The sequence below is a fragment of the Pseudomonas zanjanensis genome (assembly GCF_014268745.2).
Taxonomy (GTDB): domain Bacteria; phylum Pseudomonadota; class Gammaproteobacteria; order Pseudomonadales; family Pseudomonadaceae; genus Aquipseudomonas; species Aquipseudomonas zanjanensis.
On record NZ_JABWRB020000001.1, the window covers coordinates 2,391,226 to 2,410,194 of the forward strand.

The window sequence follows — 18,969 nt, forward strand, 5'->3', positions numbered from 1 at the left end:
TTCCAATGCAAATATCGTCGCCATTATTGCGTTTCACAAAAGAATCATTCTAGGATTCGCCCAGGGCCCACCGCCCTTCCCCAGCGAGAGAAAACATGGAATATGAACTGCAGGACATACGATCTTTCGTGAAAATCGCTGAACTGGGCAGTTTCCACGAGGCCGCCGATGCATTGCACCTGTCCCAACCCGCCTTGAGCCGGCGGATGAAAAAACTCGAGGAAGGCTTGGGGACCGCTTTGCTCGATCGCACCACCCGCAAGGTCAGCCTGACGAGCGTCGGTCGTGACTTCCTGCCCAAGGCGCGACGCCTGCTGGATGATTTCGACGACTCGATCCTCAATATCCGCGAGCTGGCGGAGCGACAGATCGGCCGGGTGACCTTGGCCTGCATCCCCACGGCGGCGTTCTATTTCCTGCCTTCGGTGATCCGCCTCTACAACGAGCGCTACCCGAAAATCCGCATCCGCCTGCTCGACCTCAGCGCCAATGAAGGGCTCGAAGCGGTGTTGCGCGGCGAAGCCGATTTCGGCATCAACATGATGAGCGGCCAGCACCCGGACATCGAGTTCGTGCCCCTGGTCAACGAACCCTTTGTGCTGGCCTGCCGGCGCGACCATGAGTTGGCTGAACGCAGCGCGGTCACCTGGTCGGAACTCAGCGATTACCGGTTGATCGGCGTTGGCCGCCTGAGCGGCAACCGCATGCTGCTGGACCACGCGCTGTCGGGCCTGAGCTGGCGCCCGCAGTGGTTTTACGAAGTACAGCACTTGTCCACGTCATTGGGACTGGTGGAGGCTGGCCTGGGCGTGTCGGCGATGCCAAGCCTGGCGATGCCGGCCGGGGACCATCCAACGCTGGTCAGCGTGCCGCTGATCGAGCCAGTGGTAAACCGCTCGCTGGGCCTGGTCTACCGCCGGGGCGCATCGCTCTCCCCGGCCGCGGAGAAATTCGTCTCGATCCTGCTTGAACAGTGGCCGCAATGAAGCGAGAGCCGCCACACCACCAGCGCGGCGAGGCTGATTGAGCCGCCCAGCAGGCTGACCGCCATCCAGCCCCATAGCGCGAAGACCTGGGTTGCGGCAACCGCGCCCAGTGCACTGCCCACCGAGTAGAAAAACATGTAGGCGCCGACCATGCGGCTTTGGGCGTCGGGCCGTGCGGCGAAAATCAGGCTCTGGTTGGTGACGTGCACGGCTTGCACCGCGAAGTCGAGCAACACCACACCGCAGACCAGCGCAATCAGGGAGGTCTCGGTCAACGCGATGGGCAGCCAGGAAAGCGCCAGAAGCCCCAGGGACCAGCCGGTCACCCGTTGTCCAAAACCTTGGTCAGCCCAACGTCCGGCGCTTCTGGCCGCCAGGGCTCCTGCGACGCCAGCCAGGCCAAACAGGCCGATGGTGGTGTGGGAAAGCGCCAGCGGCGCGGCGCTCAACGGCAGCACCATGGCCGTCCATAACACCGAAAAAGCGGCAAAGACCAGCAAGGCCAGCAGCCCCCTGGTCCGTAGCATCGGCTCGGTCACGAACAGCATGAACAGCGAACGGATGAGCGCCAGATAGGGCTCCCGGTTGCGGGGCGACACGGCGGCAGGCACCACGGCCCAGAACACCGCTGCGATGATCAGCATCAAGCCCGAGGAAACGAAATAAACCCCGCGCCAGCCCGCCAGATCGGCGATCACTCCAGAGATGAACCGCGCCAGGAGAATCCCCAGGACGACGCCACTGGTGACGGTTCCCACGGCCTGTCCCCGTTGGGAGGGCGAGGACAGCGCGGCGGCATAGGCCACCAGCACCTGGACGACCACCGCCAGCAGCCCCATCACAATCAGGGCGCCCAGCAACGCCAACCAATGCTGGGCTGCGCCGACGGCCGCCAGCACAATCGCAGACAACACCAATTGGGCGAACACCAACCGTTTACGGTCGACCTTGTCCCCCAGCGGGACGATGAACAGCAACCCCAGCGCGTAACCCACCTGGGTGGCCGTCACCACGACCCCGATCAACCCTGAAGCGACGCCCAGACTCTCGGCCATCGACGCGAGCAAGGGCTGGGCAAAGTAGACGTTGGCGACGGCCAGTGCGCAGGTCACGGAGAACAATAAAGTGAGCGACGGCGAAAGGCCCGGGCACTGCTGCGTACTCAAGGAACCCGTGGCGAGGGAGCTTGCTCCCGCTGGGCTGCGAAGCGGCCCCATTTGTGAGCGCTTCGCACTCAAGCTGGAGCAAGCTCCCTCGCCACGCTGGGCTTCCGAAGACTGCGAGGTGAAACCATCGGCCTCTGCTGTCATGCATGTCTCCTTGGCGCTAAACTAGTTTCAATTAAAAACCTGATTGAATTGTTGCCCGATCAGGTTTTTATTTGCAACCACAAATACCGGCCAACTTGGCATTGCTTTCCAAAGGGTCAAAAAATGGAAACCGCTTCAACGCAAAACAACGAATGCCCGGTCGCCAGGACACTCGGCGTGATAGGCGATCGTTGGTCGCTGATGATCATCCGCGACGCCTTCGACGACATCCGCCGCTTCAGTGAATTCCAGAAAAGCCTGGGCGTGGCCAAGAACATCCTGGCATCTAGGCTCAAAGCCTTGGTCGAGGTCGGCGTATTCGACGTTCGCCCCGCCTCGGATGGAAGCGCCTACAAGGAATACGTCCTGACAGAGAAAGGACGGGAGATCTTTCCGGTGGTGGTCAGCCTGCGGCAATGGGGCGAACGCTTCCTGTTCGAGCCGGGAGAAACGCGCTCCGTGCTGCTGGACAACGCCTCCGGCCAGGCGCTCATGCCGATGGAGGTTCGTTCCTCAAGTGGCCAGAAACTCGGCCCGACCGACTGTCACAGGGTGAGGCTCATGGCCGACAACCCAACGTGAGCGCTTTTATCCCTGCAACACCAGCGACAGGTCCGGGTACCTGGCGCACATGAAATCGACAAAGGCCCGCACCTTCGGCGCAGCCAGCCGCCGGGACGTGTGCAGGACCCAGAGTTCGGCTTCCTTGCCCGTTACCGTGCCCCACTGGACCAACTCGCCACTGGCCAACGGGTTCCAAGCGATCGACTGTGGGAGAAGAGCCGCCCCACCACCGGCGATGGCCGCGTCGCGGATCATCAGGAACGAAGAGAAACGCAGCCTGGGGATCGGCTCCAGGACCAGGTGACCGCCATCGAGTATCCAATGGGCAGGCTCGAAACTCGACACCACAATGCCGGGAACCGAACGGAGAGCGCCGGGCGCAGGCTTGGGTACTTCAGGCGCAGCCACGACGACCAGCCGGTCCTTGGCGAAGCAGCGGCCGACCAGATCGCTGTCCGGGCTCGGGTTGATCCGGATCGCCACGTCAAATTGTTCCTCGACGAGATCAACCACACGGTCCTCGGCAATGGCCTCGATCGTGACGTCAGGATAGGCCGCGCAAAACTCGGCGCCGATGCGTCCCATCGCGAGCTGCGAGAACAGGATCGGGGCAGCGACACGCAAGCGTCCGCGCGGCGTCGATACGCCCTCCTTCGCCGCCGCCATGGCTTCCGCCACCTCGGCCAATGGCCCCTCGGCCCGGGCCAGCAGCAGCGCGCCGGCCTCGGTGAGCTTCAGGCCGCGGGCGCTGCGCTCGATCAGCCGGACACCCAATTGTTCCTCAAGGTCGGCGATACGACGCGACAAGGTGGCCTTGGATATGCCGCTGGCACGGCTGGCCTTGCCCAACCCTTCGTTGGTGGCCACGAGGGTGAAATCGGTCAACGCGTTCAGGTTCATGGTGTTCCACTTATGCAACGGAGTGTCTACATCCTGGCGTCTTCGTTTTACTCCTGCAACACAATATCGTTTGTCCATCGCCACGGACCGACAAGGCCGTAGCGGACTCTGACTCACCTACCCTTTTGCAGGAGATTCAAAATGAGCATTCTCGTTACCGGCGCCACGGGCACCCTCGGATCACTCATCGTTAAACGCCTCGCCGGCGCAGGCGCCGAGGTCAAAGCCCTCGTGCGCCAGCCCGGCAAAGGCACGTTCCCGGCGGGCGTCGCTGAAGTCGTTGCCGACCTCACCGACGTCCCTTCGTTGCGCAATGCACTGGCGTCGGCACGGACGCTGTTCCTGCTCAACGCCGTGACCCCCGACGAGGTGACGCAAGCCCTCATCACCTTGAACCTCGCTCGCGAAGCCGGCATCGAGCGCATCGTCTACCTGTCGGTGATCCATGCCGACAAGTTCACCTATGTGCCGCACTTCACCGGCAAGCACACGGTCGAGCGCATGATCGAAAGCCTCGACATCCCGGCGACCATCCTGCGGCCGGCTTACTTCATGCAGAACGAATCGATGGTCCAGCAGACGATCCGGGACTATTCGGTGTACCCGATGCCGATCGGCTCGGTGGGCGTGTCGATGATCGATGCCCGCGACATCGCCGACATCGCCGTCGCCGAGCTGCTGCGCCGCGACAGGGCGCCTTCGGCCCTGGATCGGATCACCCTGGACCTGGTCGGCCCGCAAGTACTGACCGGTGCCGCCGTGGCGAAGATCTGGAGTGCCGCCCTGGGTCGCGAAGTCGCCTATGGCGGTGACGATGTGGCCGCCTTCGAAGCGCAATTGGCCGCGTACGGTCCCGCGTGGTTGGCTTATGACATGCGCCTGATGATGGCTGGCATCCAGACGTTTGGCATGCAGGCGGCCGAAGGAACCGTGGAAGGGTTACAGGCGATCCTCGGACGCCCGTTGCGGACCTACGAAGACTTCGTTCGCGAGGCCGTCGCCGGGGTTTGAACAGCGCAGGGCACTACTTCCCAATCGCCACCCGCGAGTCGAACAGCCGTTGCGCGACTGGAGGCAGTGCCCGACCACGCCGCGATATCAACCCAGGGGCCTGGGTTGTCGCTGCTGACAGGCGCGATCACCCTGTTCACTTGAGAGCAGACTAAGCCAACTGGCGAATCCCTAGAGACAGAATCAAACCACCGCACAGTCGATCAATTGCTTTTCTCCTCCCTTGATAGGCGCACGCAATCCTGGGCTGGGAAAGAGCAATGGCGACCATTCCATACCAGGCCATTGAAACCATCACGACCACGGCCAGCATCGATAAAAACGTGCCTGGCGACACGTGGGCGGGCGCCGCGGCTGAGAAAACAGCGGCATAAAACGCCATGGACTTGGGGTTGCCGATGTTGGTCACCACACCCTGGATAAAGGACTGGCGGCAACTACCGGCGACGGCATCGTTTAGCAGGCCAGGCGCATGCTTGCCCGCATTGATCAGCAGGCGCAGCCCGAACCACATCAGGTAGGCTGCCCCCAGGACCTTTATCAACAGCGCAGCCCAGGGGAGTGCAGCGAATACAACCCCGAGGCCCGCAATCGCGCAGGAAGACCAGAACAGGTTGACCAGTACGATTCCCCCGACCAGGGCCAGCGCTTCAGACCGTGTAGCAGCCACCGCCTTATGGACTACCGCGACAAAATTCGGCCCAGGAATCACCACACCGGCCAGGTAGACCAAAAAAACTGTCAAGACAGCGGAACCGTCGATCATGTGCGTCCTCGCGAACTCTGTAGGCGGTGGTCGTCATCCAAAATGCCGTATGGCTGCCCTGTGCACGGGACAATGTCACTATTCCTCGGCAGGCCTCATATGAAAAATCGTATAGGGCAGGATCAACGTATCGGCGACGATACTGAAAGGCAGGTCAATGATTGCAAACGGTGCCAGCGCGCGTGAGTAAACGTCGTTGTCGTTCGTCGCGCCCTTGATGATCTCGATATCGGTGGCCGCACCGCAGTATGGCTGGCGGCCGCAGAGTTGCCCCATGCCAAAGGTTTCGTTGGCCGTCGCACAGCCTGCCAGCAGCGCCATGATCAAAGTCATTATTACGATCCGCATGACGCTCGCTCTCCCTGAAAGGCTGGACTGTAGCACCGATGGCGGACGACCTATAGGGCATGTTGGAAGACTGGAGCGGCGACGCCAGGTTCTCCTGTAGGATGCTCACCCTGTCAATCAGTCGCGAATGTGAACAATGGAACTGCACTCGATTCTCGCCTTTACCCTGGTCGCGGCCATCGCCATCGCCAGCCCTGGACCTGCCACCTTGATGGCGATCAATAACAGCCTGGCCTACGGCCCGCGCTACGCGGTGTGGTCATCGGTGGGCAACGCCAGCGGGCTGTTCTGTCTGTCGGCCGCCGCCATGCTGGGCCTCGGCGCGTTGCTCGCCAGCTCCGAATGGCTGTTCAATGCGGTGAAAGTCCTGGGGGCCGGTTATCTGTTCTACCTGGGTGCCAAGCAGTTGTTCAAGAGGAGCCCGATACTCACCCCGGATGTGCAAGTGGATGGCACGACCCGCAAGCCATCGCGTTCAAAACTGTACAAGTCGGCGTTCCTGACGGCCATCACCAACCCAAAGGCGACGATGTTCTTCACCGCCCTGTTCCCGCAATTCATCGACCAGAGCGCCGCGCTGCTGCCGCAGTTCCTGATTCTGACATCGATATTCGCCGGCTTGTCGCTGGTGTCCTTGAGCCTGTATGCAGCCATTGCCGCCCAGGCCAAAGGCGTGTTGAAACGACCCGAATTTTCCGTGTGGATCAGCCGGCTCGTCGGCTCGACCTTCATCGGCTTCGGTGCGGCCATCCTGGCGATGCGTCGGCCAGCCGCTTAGGAGGGGAGCTTGCTGCGTGAAATCCAGGTGACTGAACCGCCGTCATCGCGAGCAAGCTCGCTCGGGCCACCGGGATTTGGGGTCGGGCACAAGATTTGTGTTCACTGAGTATCCAATGTGGGAGCGAGCCTGCTCGCGATGAGGCAGGCCAATCCAACATCACCGCAAACTGACACACCGCCTTCGCGAGCAGGCTCGCTCCCACATGGATTTTCGGCAGCCACAAAAATGCCCATACGCCGCATAACCCTGTGGGAGCGGGCTTGCTCGCGATGAGGCCGGCCCATCCAACATCACCGCAAACTGACACACCGCCTTCGTTGCGCCGAGGGATCTAAACCTCAAGCACCAACGGCTCGCTCCCTTGGGCCGGCACGGCGCAGCAGATCAGCACTTCACCTTCGCCCACCGGTTCGGCCGGCTGGCTCAGGTAATGCACCTGGCCACGGCTCAAGCGGGTTTTGCAGGTGCCGCAGGAACCGCCGCGGCAACTGAATTCCGGTGTCAGGCCGCGCGCTTCGGCCAGCTCCAGCAGCGTTCCATTGCCAGGCTCCCAACGAGCTTCCTTGCCGGAACTGGCGAACAAGACCTTCACCGCCTCGCTCGCGGCCGGTACTTGCTGGGGCGCGGGGACACTGACCTCGATATCCCGCACAAGGGTGGAGGGCCCGAAGGTTTCCGCATGGATGCGGTCGTCAGGAATGCGCAATTTACGCAGCCCGTCATACAGCGCCTGGGTAAAGCTGCCCGGCCCGCACAGATAGAAATCGTAGTCGTTGAGCGGCAGCAGCCGCTTGAGCAGTTCCACATCGATCCGCCCTGCCAGATCGTAGCCTTCACCTGCCCCCGCCTCGGTGGGCGGTTGGCTGACCATGCGCAGCACCTGCAGCTTGTCGCCGGCACGGGCGGCCAACTCGTCGATCTCTTCACGGAACGTCAGGTCGGCCACCGAGCGGGCGCTTTGCACCAGCCAGACCGGGCGCATGCGGCTGATGCGCTGCCCCTGGTAAACCACCTCGCGCAACATCGACAACAGCGGCGTGATGCCCACCCCCGCAGCCAGCAACACCAACGGACGGTGCTCGGTGGGCTGGACCGTGAAGTGGCCCTGGGGCGCCCGCGCTTCGATCTCATGCAGCGCCCGCACCTGTTCATGCAGATGGGACGACACCGATCCATCGCGCTTGACGCTGATGCGCAGGAAATCATCCGACGGTGCGCTGGAGACGCTATAGGTCCGGATCGACGGGGTTTTGTGCCCCTCCAACAAAATCCGCACGGGCACATGTTGCCCGGCTTCAAACCGGGGCAAACCCAAGCCATCGCTCGCCTGTAGATAGAACGAGCGAATGTCGGGGCTCTCGTCCACCACCCGCTCAACTTGCAACGAACGCCAACGGCTGCGCAGCGCCTCGGCCTGCAAGCGCTCGGCGGCCTGCTCCCAACTGCCGGTCATCAATGAATTGGGCGAGTCGCCCTCGTCCTGGTCCTTCCAACGCAGCGCGATGGCGGCCGGGCGATGGACGATGCGCTGCGGCGTGAAGCGCAGCAGCCGCTCGGCGCCCTGGAAGGCACTGATCTCGGGATCGTCCAGCAGCACTTGCGCCGAACCGCTCATTTGCAGCAGATCGCCGGTCTGGAAATCGACGAACACCAGCCCGGCCCGTGGGTTGAGCAGGATATTGCCCAGGGTGTTGAAGAACAGATTGCCGGAAAAGTCCGGGATGGTCAGCGATCCGTCTTCGTCCATGCGTACGAAGCCCGGCTTGCCGCCGCGATGAGAGGCATCGACCTGCCGCTCGCCGTCACGCACCACATAGGTGGCGATATAAAACGAATCGGCCGCCGTCACCAGGCGCCGCACCAACGGGTCCGAGGCGGTCAATTGACGCGGCGCAACAGCCTGCGCATCGACAAATTGGTACTGACGCAGATTGATGTAGCGAGGGCAGTTGCCGTAGGCCTGGCTCACGGCAATCTCCAGCCCTGGGGCAAGCTGACGACGCACGACGCCGTTCATGCGATTACGTCGCCGGGTGTGCAATTCGATCCCCAGCATGCCGATGGCATCGCCCTCGCCCATGCCTTCCTGGGCCGGGTCGTTCGGCTCGGGCTCGAGGTTGATGTGCAGGGTCTGCGGATCGGGCGAGTTCATGAAGCCCGGTTGTCCTGCGCGCAGGGTCGCCCAGACATCGCCTTGGCGATCCACCGCACCCAGCACCACGAAAGGCAACTGGGCGTAGAACGCCCGGTGCTGGTCCGGCATCCACGTGCGGGCCAGTTGCCGTTGGCCGACACTGGCCATCATGTCGACGGCCCCGACGGCGCGCTGCAGGGTCAGCTCGCCTTCGTGCCAGGGCGAGGTTTGGGCTTTCACGACTTCGTCCATCAGCGACTCCTCGCACCCGCAGCATGAATGCCTGCGCCAGTGCGCTACGGTTAGGGATTCTCCGCCAGCTTCTGCACGGGCGTGCAAGTGGCTGGCGTCATCTTCTGCCCAAAGCGGCTGCGCAGGAATACGCACAAACTGCAATCCACCGTTTCATAAAATGGAAGGATGGGCTCAGGTCCTGACACGGGCGAAATGCTTGGTCAATTCGAGCAGGGTCACCCGCAACTCCGGAGGTCGCACGGGCTTGGCCAGGATTGAAATGTTCATGTGGTGCAGCGAATGACGAATTCTTTCGATGTCATGGCCGGTCATGATCATGGCGGGGACTTCCCAGCCCCGTTGTTCCCGAATCGCGGCGATGCATTCGGAACCGGAGACCTTCGTACCCAGGTCGAAGTCGGCAATGATGATGTCGCAGTCACTGGTCACGCCGACCCCGTCGCTATGGGTTTCCACTTCGCAGCCCCATTTCTCCAATAGCGCGGACGTCGCCATCAGCACGTTGGCGTCATCCTCTACCAGGCACACCCGCAAACCCTGCAAACGGCCTTGCGTGGGCACCGGCCTGTGTGCCGCGACCCTTGGCGCGACCGTTTCCAGCCCCTGGATCATCGCGCGTGTACCCTTGCCCAGCCGGGAGTCCAACCGGATGTCCAGGTTGATCAACTGGCTGATGCGCTTGACGATGGACAACCCCAGGCCCAGCCCTTCGACGTCCTTGTCCCGGACGTGGCGTACCCGATAGAACTCCTTGAATACCTCGGACAGATGCTCGGCGGCAATGCCCCGGCCCTTGTCGTAAATGACAATGGCGACGCCACGGCCTCTGGGACGCACGCCGATCAACACCGGTTGGCCGGGGGCATATTTGAGCGTATTGGAGATCAGGTTCTGCACCATGGTCGCCAACAGCCCGGCGTTGACATTGACCCAGTGCCGACAAGGCCGCAGGCGCAACTCGACACCGGCCCAGCGGGCGGCTTCGGTGTTCTGCTTGACCACGTCCTGGAGCAACGTGCCCAGGTGCACGGGTTCGGCCTGCGGTTCAAGTTGGCCGTTATCGAGGGTGTAGATATCCAGGATCGAACGAAACAGCTGCGACACGATGTGCAACGAGCGGTCGATATTGTCTACCAGTCGCAACTCTTCCTGCCCCAGCCGGGCATCGCGCAGGCAAGCGGTAAACAAACCGATTGAGTGAATCGGCTGGCGCAAGTCATGGCTGGCCTGGGCCAGGAAGCGGGATTTTTCCTGGTTCGCGGCAGTCGCCTCTTCCGAAGCGATGCGGGTACGGGTCAGCAGGATATGCGCGTAGGCAGGCACCACGATGGTGGTGACGATCAGCATCAGGAACAGGTAGGGCTGGCCACGCCAGAACGGCGTGAGCAGGAAAATCACCACCAGGGTCGCCAGGGCGATAGCGGTTGCCAGCGCCAGGTAGCGCGAGCCGAAACGCATGCCATTGCCCAACGTGACCCAGAGCAATGCAGCGTACACCGGTAGCAGTCCCTCCCCACCCACGATCAAGGCGAAGGCGAGGCTTGCGTAATCCAGGGTCATCGCAAAAAGACGACGCAGGAAAAAGTGCCCGGGCCAACGCTTGATCGCCATCCGCAGCGGGACCGCGGCACCAAAGAAAAAGGCCATGTACCACAGGATCGGTACATAGGTTTCGAAATCACTGGCCAGACAGGCCACCACAATGATGTAGAGCGCGGTGCAGGCACCGACCGTCAACCTCAACGTCGCCTGATCAAGCTCGCTATTCTTTTCCGTCATATTCAAAGGATTATTCCAACATGAAAGTTGTTTCAAACTTGAAACCCAAGGGGGCAGTTTAGGTTACGATGCGCGAACTTGAAGTCAGAAGGATCTGAAGCATGACCTGCCGAGTTATTGTGGCCGATGACCATCCTTTGTTTCGCGAAGGTATGTTAAGGACCATTGAACGGCTTCTGCCGACGGCCACCATAGAACAAGCTGGTAATCTGGACGAAGTGCTGGCTCTGGCGCGGTCCGGCATCGAAGTGGACTCCTTGGTGCTGGATTTGCGCTTCCCCGGTATTAAATCGCTGCAGGTCATAAGCCAGTTGCGTCATGAATTCAAACGCACCTCGATCATTGTGGTTTCGATGGTGGATGACAGGGATGTTATTTCCCAGGTCATGGCGCTGGGTGCCGACGGTTTCATCGGCAAGAATATCGACCCCGCCGATATCGCCGACGCCATCATGGCGATTCGCGAAGGCGAAGTAGTGGTCAAGTATCAGGCGGAAAACGCCATCCTCGATGATGCACTTTCGCAACTGACCGCTCGTCAGCGACAAGTGCTTGGTTTGATCGCCGCCGGCAAGACCAACAAGGAAATAGCCCGGGCGCTGGGCATTTCCCCCTTCACGGTACGCATCCATGTCTCAAGCCTGCTCAAATCCCTGGGTGTTCCCACACGTTCAGCGGCTGCGGCGCAATTTCCCAACGTTTCAGGCGATGGCCGATGGTTGGGCAAACCGCAGACGTGAAGGTATGACGTCGTGAATAATCATTGAGCGTTATCCCCCCTGCCCGCCGCCAAGGCCATAGCACACTTGTACTATAGCTTCGCTCCGTACTCTCCCCCTAAGCTGAAGACGCTCTGAAAAAAGCGGCTCGAACAGCCAAACATAAAACAAAACCAACGCGCCATACAGACGCCGTGCCGTATCACTGTGCCTATTGAAAAGTTACGGCGTGCCAAGCCCGTGGATTAAATAAATCGATCGGCGGCGCAATGCTGGATCAACTTCACCGTCTGCCCGGTTGAAGTGGAAGGGTCCTGACATCAACTCAAGGAAAGTCATTATGTCCTTCAACTATGGAAAAACACTTGGAAATGGATTGGCACTGTGCGTGCTGGCGGGCGTACTCAACGGCTGTGCAAACACCGGGGACTTGGGTAAGTTGATGAACACCCTGAACCAGGGAACCCAGAAATACGACGTCACCTACCTCAAGCAAACGATCATTCCGGGCAAGACGACAAAAGGCCAGATCACGCAGATGTTCGGTGCGCCGACCAACGAGGAACTCAATTCGACCAGCACCAGCAACGAGTCGAACTGGACCTATGAAAAGAATGATGAGGGCCTCGATAAGTACATGAAGCTGGCCCATAAGTACGTGTCGACCGAAACGAGCCTGAAGATGTATGAAACCTCGGCACAACTGGCGAAGGCACAAACCGTGGCCAACGACGTCAGCAGCGTGACCGGCACGAAAACAGGCCAAAGCCAGACCCAGGGTTCGGTATTGACCATCTATTTCGTCGACGACGTTGTGAAGTACTACAGGGTCTACTGACGCAATGGCGCCATCCGTTGGGGACGGCGTCCAGCCTGTCCCCAACTTTCACCCAGGCTAGCGGCTACGCTTGGAGGCATCAGAAGTCTTGAGATGCCAAAGCCGGTGGAAAAGAACAGCGAATTCGACCAAGCCACGTTACGCCTGACCGTCAGCGCCTGTGCGCTCGTGTATATCGGCATCCTGGCCGGCCTGTATCCAGAAGACGCCGCCAGCTACGTGCCCATCATTATTTACATCGGCACGTTCATTTTCGTCTCGGTGTTCCTGCGCATGATCATCAAGCGCTGGCCGGGACACTTCTTCTGGCGACGCCTGTTCACGATGCTGCATGACTACACAGGCATCGCGTTCGCGATGGTGCTGGGAGGTGAAACTGCACTGCCGATCTACGCAGCACTGCTCTGGGTAACCTTGGGTAATGGCATGCGTTTCGGCTCGCGCTACCTGGCGCTGGCAACCGCTATCGCGCTGGCGACCCTGGTGGTGATTTTCTGCCTTCAGCCCTTCTGGCGTACCCAGCCCTACATGTTCCTCATGCTGATCGTCACCACCATCGTGGTGCCAGCCTATGCGCATATCCTGCTGACCCGTACCCGTATCGCTTCGGAAGAGGCGATTGCCGCGAACCAGGAGAAGTCGCGCTTCCTCGCCCAGGCCAGCCACGACCTGCGCCAACCGATCCACTCCATCGGCCTGTTCACCGCCTGCCTGCGTGACGCCAGGCTGGGCATGGAAGAACTGCGGCTAGTGGACAATATCGACCGCTCGCTGCACACCGTCTCGCAGTTGTTCCGTTCGATCCTCGATATCTACACCCTGGACCACGGCAAGCTCGTACCTCAGGCCGACACCATTCACTTAGGGACTCTATTGCAAGAAGTGGTCAAGCAGAACACCGAGGCGGCTCGCTGGGCCGGGGTCGAACTGCGCCTGCGCACCTGCCCTTATTGGGTCAACGTCAATCCAGGCATGCTGACCACAATGGTCCAGAACCTGCTGTCCAACGCCCTCAAATACGCGCCTGGCCAGCCGGTGTTGATTGGCGTACGGCGCCGGGGCAAGCGCTTGGCCGTGGTGATCTACGACAAGGGCCGTGGCATCGCCGCCGAACATTTGCCCGAAGTGTTCAAGGAGTTCTACCGCGTGCGCCATGTCCGAGACAAGGATGTCGAGGGCCTTGGCCTGGGCCTGTCCATCGTCAAGCGCATCAGCCAGATACTCGACGTCGATATACACATCCGCTCCAAGGTCGGCCAAGGCACCCAAGTGGCGATCAGCGGCCTGGAGCTGGCGGCGCCAAGGGCCATGGAGCCCAAGGTGACGCCCGTCCAGCATCGTCTGGACGGATTACGGGTGTGCTTGGTAGAGGACGACGCCAACGTTCTGATGGCGACGTCGGCACTTCTGGAAAAATGGGGTTGCGAGGTTGAAACCCACAGCGACGGCGAGGGACTGACCAGCGATGGCGACATTGTCATCGCCGATTTCGACCTGGGCACGAAAGTCTCGGGCGCCGAGTGCATTGCCGCGATACGCGAGCAGCGCGGCTGGCAAGTCCCGGCGTTGGTCATCACCGGGCATGAGATCGAGCGGATACGTCAATCGCTGCACAGCCTGAACATCTCGGTGCTGGCCAAGCCCGTGCGACCGCCGGAGCTGCGAGCGGTATTGCTCGAGCTCGTCAAGCGCATGGATCGCAAGGGCGTGGACTCAGCTCACCTCAACCCACCCAGCCGATAGCCGTCTTGGGAATCACCTCGGACTCGTCGAGCTTGGACGCAAACATACTCACCGCATCGAGGGCATCGGTGGTCCCGTTCCGGATCTGCACGATGACCGATCCGGCCTGGTCTGCCAGGGTGACGCCACGCAAGGCGCCCTCATGGGTGACGTTCATGCTCGCGACGGCATCGCGGGTTTCGGAGAGGATCATGCCGATCATTTCGGCAATCTCCGACGTGGAGCGACTGGTGCGCCCGGCCAGTTGCCGGACCTCGTCGGCCACCACCGCGAAGCCCCTCCCCTGGTCGCCGGCTCGTGCCGCCTCGATGGCCGCGTTGAGGGCCAGCAGGTTGGTCTGGTCGGCAATGCCGCGAATGGTGTTGACGATGGCGGTGATCTCTTCCGAACGCGCCCCCAGTTGCCCAACCAGGCGCGCGGAGGCGCCGATGTTGTCGGCGATTTCGCGCATTTCCTTGGCGGTTTGATGGATCACCAGAGCGCCCTGTTCAGCCACGCGCTCGGTCTCGGCGGAAATGTGGTAAGCCCGGGACGCGCCGCGCGAATCCTCTTCGAATTTCTCCACCCGCTCGGTGATGTCACTGGCGAACTTCACGATCTTGCACAGCTTGCCTTCGGCGTCGTAGACCGGGTTGTAGCTGGCTTCCAGCCAGACGACTCTGCCGTTCTTGCCGAGGCGCTTGAATTGACCGCTGAAAAACTCACCGGCGTTAAGACGACGCCAGAAATCGCTGTACTCCGAGCTGCCCACCAGGCTCGGTTCACAAAACATCCGGTGGTGCTTGCCCTTGAGCTCAGCCAGTGAGTAATTCATCACATTCATGAAGTTGTCGTTGGCGGTCAGGATGTTGCCGCCCAGGTCGAATTCGATCACCGCCATGGCCCGGTCGAGGGCCGCCAGCCGGCCACGGGTTTCGGCCTCAGTGGCCACTTTGACAGTCACATCGAGTGCGTACTTGACCACTTTCGCGACGCGGCCTTGTTCATCGAGTACCGGGTTATAGCTGGCTTCCAGCCACACGTTCTGGCCTGAAGCACTGCGGCGCTGAAACGTGCCGGACACGAATTGACCGGCGCGCAACTGGTTCCAGAATTCACGGTATTCGGCGCTGCCCGCCAGCGCCGGGGTGCAGAAATCCCGATGGGACAGGCTAGTCACTTGCTCCGCACGGTAGCCCATGGTTTTCAGAAAGTTCTCGTTCGCCCGCAGCACCTTGCCGTCGGGACTGAATTCGATAACCGCCATCGACCGCTCAAGGGCGCCGACCAGTCCCTTGTAGGTTGCCAATTCGGCCGTCCTAGCCGTCAGTTCGTTTTTTAGTGTTTTATTAAACATGACGTACCCTCGGTGAACCCTGAAAGTAACCGGACCTTCTATTCATATCGGCGGGTTGGCTGGGGGCTGAACGGTACGGCGTAATTATGTTTCGGCGCCAAAACCCACCGAATCCATCAACCAGCTTCTAAAGGCCTGCACTTTTGGCGAATCGGCCAGTTCATGGGGGGTGACGAAATAGAAGCCCAGGTCGGACCTCAAGCGCAGGTCAAAGGGTGCTACCAGTCGTCCAGCCCTCAGGTCATCCTCGACATAGGTTGAGCGACCGATGCACACACCCAGGCCGTCCACCGCTGCCTGTACGGCCATCATGGCCAGGTCGAATGTCAGCCGGCTGCCTTCGGCCAGTTTTGTGGGTTGGCCGGCGGCGCTCAGCCACGCGCTCCAATCGCCGCTGGTCACCCCGCTGATTTGCAACAACGTGTGCTGGGCCAGGTCGTCCGGGGTCCGCAACGCGGTCGGACCTTGCAGCAACCTGGGGCTGCACACCGGGAAGATGTCATCGGCCATCAGCCAGTCGGCACGCACGCCCTTCCAGTCGCCGACACCGTAACGGATGGCCGCATCGATGCCGCCCTTGCGCAAATCCACCCGTTCAGTGGACGCCGTGACGCGCACATCGATAGTGGGACACGCCTGCTGGAACGACGCCAGCCGCGGCAGCAGCCATTTGGAGGCAAATGAAACCAGCGTACTGATCGTCAAGACACTGTTGTTGCGGCTCTCCAGCAACATCTCCGTGCAATAGCGCAACTCATGGAAGGCCGAACGAACGCCGGGGAAATAGGCCTGGCCTTCGTTTGTCAGGGCCAAACCGTCCTTGAGCCGCAAGAACAAGCGCACCCCCAGCTCCTCTTCGAGCCGGCGAATTTGATGACTGATCGCTGTCTGGGTGACGTTCAGCTCTTCGGCAGCCTTGGTAAAACTCATGTGTCGAGCTGCCGATTCGAAGGCTTTCAGGCCGTTCAAGGATGGGATTTTGTCGGCCATGATGGGGGCGCATGCTCATGAGATTTTGTCATACGCTAGCACTGAAGATGTCCTTTGAAAATGTTCCGGTCTTCACGGATTCTGCCGGCATATCCCCCATTCTTGAGGAAACCATGGAACTGTACTTCGCGCCCCTGACCTGCTCGTTGTCCCCGCACATCGTGTTGCGGGAATTGGGCTTGCCCTTTGAATTGATCCGGGTCGACAACAAGACCAAGCGCACCGCCGACGGACGCGACTTCCTTAGCATCAACCCCAAGGGTTACGTGGCCGCCTTGGTGCTGGATAACGGTGAGGTCCTGACCGAGGGGCCCGCCATCGTTCAGTATCTGGCCGATCGGGTCCCCGGAAATACACTTGCGCCGGCCAATGGCACTTGGGAGCGAGTTCGTCTGCAGGAATGGTTGAACTTCATCAGCACCGAGATCCACAGCGGCTGTGCCCCGCTGTTCAATGCCGATATCGCCGAGTCAACCAAGGCAATCTTCAAGGCAAGACTGTTCAAGCGCCTGGACTACCTCAGCCAGGCCCTTGAGCAACAGGATTACCTGATGGGCCGCTTCGGCCTGGCCGACGCGTATCTATTCACCGTTTTGACTTGGTTGCCGTTGTTCAACATCGCGATCGGCGACTGGCCGGTACTGGCGTCGTTCATGGCCCGAATGGCGGCACGGCCCAGCGTCCGGGCGGCGATGGCGGCAGAAGCGGCATAATCCATCCCAGTGCAAACTGACCCAACGCTATCGCGAGCAGGCTCGCTCCCACAGTTTTTTTGAGTCGTCCAAGGCATTCGCGACCACCACAAACCCCTATGGGAGCTGAGCTTGCTCGCGATAGCGGAGGGCCAGTCAATGATGGGCCCACTGCCCCAACGCCATAGCAAGCAAGCCCACTCCCACCGTTTTTCGAGTCGTCCAAGGCATTCGCGACCACCACAACCCCCTGTGGGAGCTGAGCTTGCTCGCGATAGCGGAGGGTCAGTCAATGATGAGCCCACTGCCCCAACGCCATAGCAAGCAAGCCACTCCCACCGTTTCACCGCCGGCAGGCGTTGACCGGCGGCACTCGGCCGCGCCAGGGTTGGGCGCGTTCCAGTTGGGCGGCCAGGGCCAGCAAGGTGTTTTCTTCACCAAAGCGCCCGGCAAAATGCGCGCCCATCGGCAAGCCATTGGCGTTCCAGGACAAGGGCACCGACATCGCCGGTTGACCGCTGGCATTGAACAGTGCAGTGAATGGCGAATAACTGTGGTAGCGCTCGATCAGTTGGTCCAGGCTCATGCACACATCCTGCAGGTCCAGCTCGCCAATCCGCACCGGCTCGCGGGTCAGCACCGGGCTCAGGATCACGTCGTAATCCTGCATGAATACCGCCAACTGCCGGCCGAGGGCATGAATCCATCCCACCGCCGCGGCATATTGGGCGCCGCTGACGTTGCCCTTGTCCCGCAAGATAATCCGGGTACGCACCTCCAGCTCTTCCGCCTGCACGGCAAACCCGCGCATCTGGCCCAGCAGGTCGACATAGTGCCGAGAGCTGGCGCCAATGATGGTGAATACATGGTCGAAAAACTCCAGCAACCCCACCGGCAGGCTCACCGGTTCGACACGATGCCCCAACGCCTCGCACAACCGCGCGGCCTCGCCCACTGCCTGAAGGCTCTGTGGTGACGTAGGCCAAGGCCCGAGCTGCTCGACCAGGGCGATGCGCAGCGGCTTGGGATCCGCCTGCACCGCCATCACATAGGGCAACGCCTGGACCGGCGCGGCATAGGGCGCGCCCAGGTCCATCCCGGCGGTGGCATCCAGCAGTGCCGCACTGTCGCGTACTGACAGCGTGATCGCATGCGGCGTGCCCATCCCCGCCCAGCCCTCGCCCATTACCGGCCCCGACGGCATCAGGCCACGGCTGGGCTTGAACCCGAACACACCACAACAGGACGCCGGCACGCGCAATGAACCGCCGCCGTCGTTGCCATGGGCGAACGGCACCACGCGGGCCGCCACCAACGCGGCAGCGCCGCCGCTGGAGCCACCGGCACTGTGTGCGTGGCTCCAGGGGTTGCGGGTGGCACCGAAGCGCGCGGACTCGGTGGAATACGACGTGCCGAACTCAGGCGAGGTGCTGGTGCCCATCACCTGGCATCCGGCACGGCGCAGACGCGTCACGACTTCCGATTCGAAATCCGCCCGACAGTCGCCCAGCGCGCGCGAACCGTTGGTCATCGCCGCGCCAAGCACCGGCGAGAACAGATCCTTGATCAAGGTCGGCACACCGGCCAGCAGGCCTTGGCCAACCTGTGGCGTGCGCGCCGCCTGCCGGGCCGAATCGTACAAGCGCTCGGCCACCGCATTAAGCTGTGGCTCGACCCGTTCCAGGCGCTCGATGGCGGTTTCCAGCAGTTCGCCGGGCTGGACTTCGCCACGCCTGACCCACTCGGCCAGCGCCGTGGCATCTTCACTGTCCATCAGTTGGTGAATGTCTTGCATACCCATGTTTCAGGTTCCTTAT

At 61.3% G+C, this 18,969-nt stretch carries 17 protein-coding genes and 1 pseudogene; 8 read left to right on the forward strand and 10 right to left on the reverse strand.

From position 1 onward, the window contains the following. Window positions 1–95: 95 nt before the first annotated feature. Window positions 96–986, forward strand: coding sequence for a LysR family transcriptional regulator (locus HU715_RS09930; RefSeq protein WP_003200706.1), 891 nt, complete (start codon window positions 96–98; stop codon window positions 984–986). On the opposite strand, the gene HU715_RS09935 is transcribed toward HU715_RS09930, so the two are convergent. After that, window positions 911–2,203 (reverse strand): MFS transporter, encoded by a 1,293-nt coding sequence (locus HU715_RS09935; RefSeq protein WP_186705922.1) that lies wholly within the window; start codon window positions 2,201–2,203, stop codon window positions 911–913. The two genes, HU715_RS09930 and HU715_RS09935, sit on opposite strands and share 76 nt — an antisense overlap. A gap of 216 nt (window positions 2,204–2,419) precedes the next feature. Here HU715_RS09935 and HU715_RS09940 point away from each other — a divergent pair, with 216 nt between their 5' ends. Then, complete coding sequence (locus HU715_RS09940; RefSeq protein ID WP_186705831.1) at window positions 2,420–2,878, forward strand: winged helix-turn-helix transcriptional regulator; 459 nt, start codon at window positions 2,420–2,422, stop codon at window positions 2,876–2,878. A gap of 6 nt (window positions 2,879–2,884) precedes the next feature. Here the strand turns inward: HU715_RS09940 and HU715_RS09945 are convergent, their stop codons facing one another. Next, window positions 2,885–3,760: a LysR family transcriptional regulator gene (locus HU715_RS09945; protein ID WP_186705830.1), complete on the reverse strand. Its 876-nt coding sequence runs from the start codon at window positions 3,758–3,760 to the stop codon at window positions 2,885–2,887. Between the two features lie 141 nt (window positions 3,761–3,901). Here HU715_RS09945 and HU715_RS09950 point away from each other — a divergent pair, with 141 nt between their 5' ends. After that, a complete protein-coding gene (locus HU715_RS09950; RefSeq protein ID WP_186705829.1) occupies window positions 3,902–4,771 on the forward strand; it encodes an SDR family oxidoreductase in 870 nt (289 codons plus the stop codon). A 151-nt stretch (window positions 4,772–4,922) separates the two neighbouring features. On the opposite strand, the gene HU715_RS09955 is transcribed toward HU715_RS09950, so the two are convergent. Beyond that, window positions 4,923–5,537 carry a LysE family translocator gene (locus HU715_RS09955; RefSeq protein ID WP_186705828.1) on the reverse strand — a complete coding sequence of 205 codons (615 nt, stop codon included), beginning with the start codon at window positions 5,535–5,537 and terminating at the stop codon, window positions 4,923–4,925. A 78-nt stretch (window positions 5,538–5,615) separates the two neighbouring features. Next, the gene (locus HU715_RS09960; RefSeq protein ID WP_225917585.1) at window positions 5,616–5,870 is read right to left on the reverse strand and encodes a YceK/YidQ family lipoprotein; all 255 of its coding nucleotides are present in this window, start codon (window positions 5,868–5,870) and stop codon (window positions 5,616–5,618) included. Between the two features lie 151 nt (window positions 5,871–6,021). On the opposite strand from HU715_RS09960, the gene HU715_RS09965 reads away from it, so the two are divergent. Further along, entirely contained in the window at window positions 6,022–6,663 is a 642-nt protein-coding gene (locus HU715_RS09965; RefSeq protein ID WP_186705826.1) for a LysE family translocator, read from the forward strand. Between the two features lie 334 nt (window positions 6,664–6,997). Here HU715_RS09965 and HU715_RS09970 read toward each other — a convergent pair whose 3' ends face one another. Then, window positions 6,998–9,052, reverse strand: a complete 2,055-nt coding sequence (locus HU715_RS09970) for a 2Fe-2S iron-sulfur cluster-binding protein (RefSeq protein ID WP_186705825.1) — start codon at window positions 9,050–9,052, stop codon at window positions 6,998–7,000. 174 nt (window positions 9,053–9,226) lie between these two features. Then, window positions 9,227–10,834 (reverse strand): ATP-binding response regulator, encoded by a 1,608-nt coding sequence (locus HU715_RS09975; RefSeq protein WP_186705921.1) that lies wholly within the window; start codon window positions 10,832–10,834, stop codon window positions 9,227–9,229. Window positions 10,835–10,935: 101 nt separating this feature from the next. Here HU715_RS09975 and HU715_RS09980 point away from each other — a divergent pair, with 101 nt between their 5' ends. The 3 genes from HU715_RS09980 (at window position 10,936) to HU715_RS09990 (ending at window position 14,134) form a co-directional block, all read left to right on the forward strand. Further along, window positions 10,936–11,574 carry a response regulator gene (locus HU715_RS09980; protein WP_186705824.1) on the forward strand — a complete coding sequence of 213 codons (639 nt, stop codon included), beginning with the start codon at window positions 10,936–10,938 and terminating at the stop codon, window positions 11,572–11,574. A gap of 319 nt (window positions 11,575–11,893) precedes the next feature. Next, a complete protein-coding gene (locus HU715_RS09985) occupies window positions 11,894–12,391 on the forward strand; it encodes a hypothetical protein (RefSeq protein WP_186705823.1) in 498 nt (165 codons plus the stop codon). 93 nt (window positions 12,392–12,484) lie between these two features. After that, the gene (locus tag HU715_RS09990) at window positions 12,485–14,134 is read left to right on the forward strand and encodes an ATP-binding response regulator (protein ID WP_189656154.1); all 1,650 of its coding nucleotides are present in this window, start codon (window positions 12,485–12,487) and stop codon (window positions 14,132–14,134) included. On the opposite strand, the gene HU715_RS27640 is transcribed toward HU715_RS09990, so the two are convergent. From HU715_RS27640 to HU715_RS10000, 3 genes and pseudogenes are all read right to left on the reverse strand, one after another. After that, window positions 14,115–14,729: a methyl-accepting chemotaxis protein gene (locus HU715_RS27640; RefSeq protein WP_371914866.1), complete on the reverse strand. Its 615-nt coding sequence runs from the start codon at window positions 14,727–14,729 to the stop codon at window positions 14,115–14,117. The two genes, HU715_RS09990 and HU715_RS27640, sit on opposite strands and share 20 nt — an antisense overlap. Further along, window positions 14,703–15,470, reverse strand: a pseudogene (locus HU715_RS27645) (PAS domain-containing protein); the annotation flags it as partial. The gene HU715_RS27640 and the pseudogene HU715_RS27645, both read right to left, overlap by 27 nt. Before the next feature lie 84 nt (window positions 15,471–15,554). Further along, window positions 15,555–16,460: a transcriptional regulator GcvA gene (locus tag HU715_RS10000; protein WP_186705821.1), complete on the reverse strand. Its 906-nt coding sequence runs from the start codon at window positions 16,458–16,460 to the stop codon at window positions 15,555–15,557. A gap of 113 nt (window positions 16,461–16,573) precedes the next feature. On the opposite strand from HU715_RS10000, the gene gstA reads away from it, so the two are divergent. Next, entirely contained in the window at window positions 16,574–17,173 is a 600-nt protein-coding gene (gstA, locus tag HU715_RS10005) for a glutathione transferase GstA (protein ID WP_186705820.1), read from the forward strand. 322 nt (window positions 17,174–17,495) lie between these two features. Here gstA and HU715_RS10010 read toward each other — a convergent pair whose 3' ends face one another. Beyond that, window positions 17,496–18,953 carry an amidase gene (locus tag HU715_RS10010; RefSeq protein WP_186705819.1) on the reverse strand — a complete coding sequence of 486 codons (1,458 nt, stop codon included), beginning with the start codon at window positions 18,951–18,953 and terminating at the stop codon, window positions 17,496–17,498. Window positions 18,954–18,969 lie beyond the last annotated feature (16 nt).

What these genes read in the sequence shown, in the direction of transcription:
- HU715_RS09930 (WP_003200706.1), top strand. Translation starts at nt 96, where the DNA reads ATGGAATATGAACTGCAGGACATACGATCTTTCGTGAAAATCGCTGAA.
- HU715_RS09935 (WP_186705922.1), bottom strand. Translation starts at nt 2,203, where the DNA reads ATGGGGCCGCTTCGCAGCCCAGCGGGAGCAAGCTCCCTCGCCACGGGT.
- HU715_RS09940 (WP_186705831.1), top strand. Translation starts at nt 2,420, where the DNA reads ATGGAAACCGCTTCAACGCAAAACAACGAATGCCCGGTCGCCAGGACA.
- HU715_RS09945 (WP_186705830.1), bottom strand. Translation starts at nt 3,760, where the DNA reads ATGAACCTGAACGCGTTGACCGATTTCACCCTCGTGGCCACCAACGAA.
- HU715_RS09950 (WP_186705829.1), top strand. Translation starts at nt 3,902, where the DNA reads ATGAGCATTCTCGTTACCGGCGCCACGGGCACCCTCGGATCACTCATC.
- HU715_RS09955 (WP_186705828.1), bottom strand. Translation starts at nt 5,537, where the DNA reads ATGATCGACGGTTCCGCTGTCTTGACAGTTTTTTTGGTCTACCTGGCC.
- HU715_RS09960 (WP_225917585.1), bottom strand. Translation starts at nt 5,870, where the DNA reads ATGACTTTGATCATGGCGCTGCTGGCAGGCTGTGCGACGGCCAACGAA.
- HU715_RS09965 (WP_186705826.1), top strand. Translation starts at nt 6,022, where the DNA reads ATGGAACTGCACTCGATTCTCGCCTTTACCCTGGTCGCGGCCATCGCC.
- HU715_RS09970 (WP_186705825.1), bottom strand. Translation starts at nt 9,052, where the DNA reads ATGGACGAAGTCGTGAAAGCCCAAACCTCGCCCTGGCACGAAGGCGAG.
- HU715_RS09975 (WP_186705921.1), bottom strand. Translation starts at nt 10,834, where the DNA reads ATGACGGAAAAGAATAGCGAGCTTGATCAGGCGACGTTGAGGTTGACG.
- HU715_RS09980 (WP_186705824.1), top strand. Translation starts at nt 10,936, where the DNA reads ATGACCTGCCGAGTTATTGTGGCCGATGACCATCCTTTGTTTCGCGAA.
- HU715_RS09985 (WP_186705823.1), top strand. Translation starts at nt 11,894, where the DNA reads ATGTCCTTCAACTATGGAAAAACACTTGGAAATGGATTGGCACTGTGC.
- HU715_RS09990 (WP_189656154.1), top strand. Translation starts at nt 12,485, where the DNA reads ATGCCAAAGCCGGTGGAAAAGAACAGCGAATTCGACCAAGCCACGTTA.
- HU715_RS10000 (WP_186705821.1), bottom strand. Translation starts at nt 16,460, where the DNA reads ATGGCCGACAAAATCCCATCCTTGAACGGCCTGAAAGCCTTCGAATCG.
- gstA (WP_186705820.1), top strand. Translation starts at nt 16,574, where the DNA reads ATGGAACTGTACTTCGCGCCCCTGACCTGCTCGTTGTCCCCGCACATC.
- HU715_RS10010 (WP_186705819.1), bottom strand. Translation starts at nt 18,953, where the DNA reads ATGGGTATGCAAGACATTCACCAACTGATGGACAGTGAAGATGCCACG.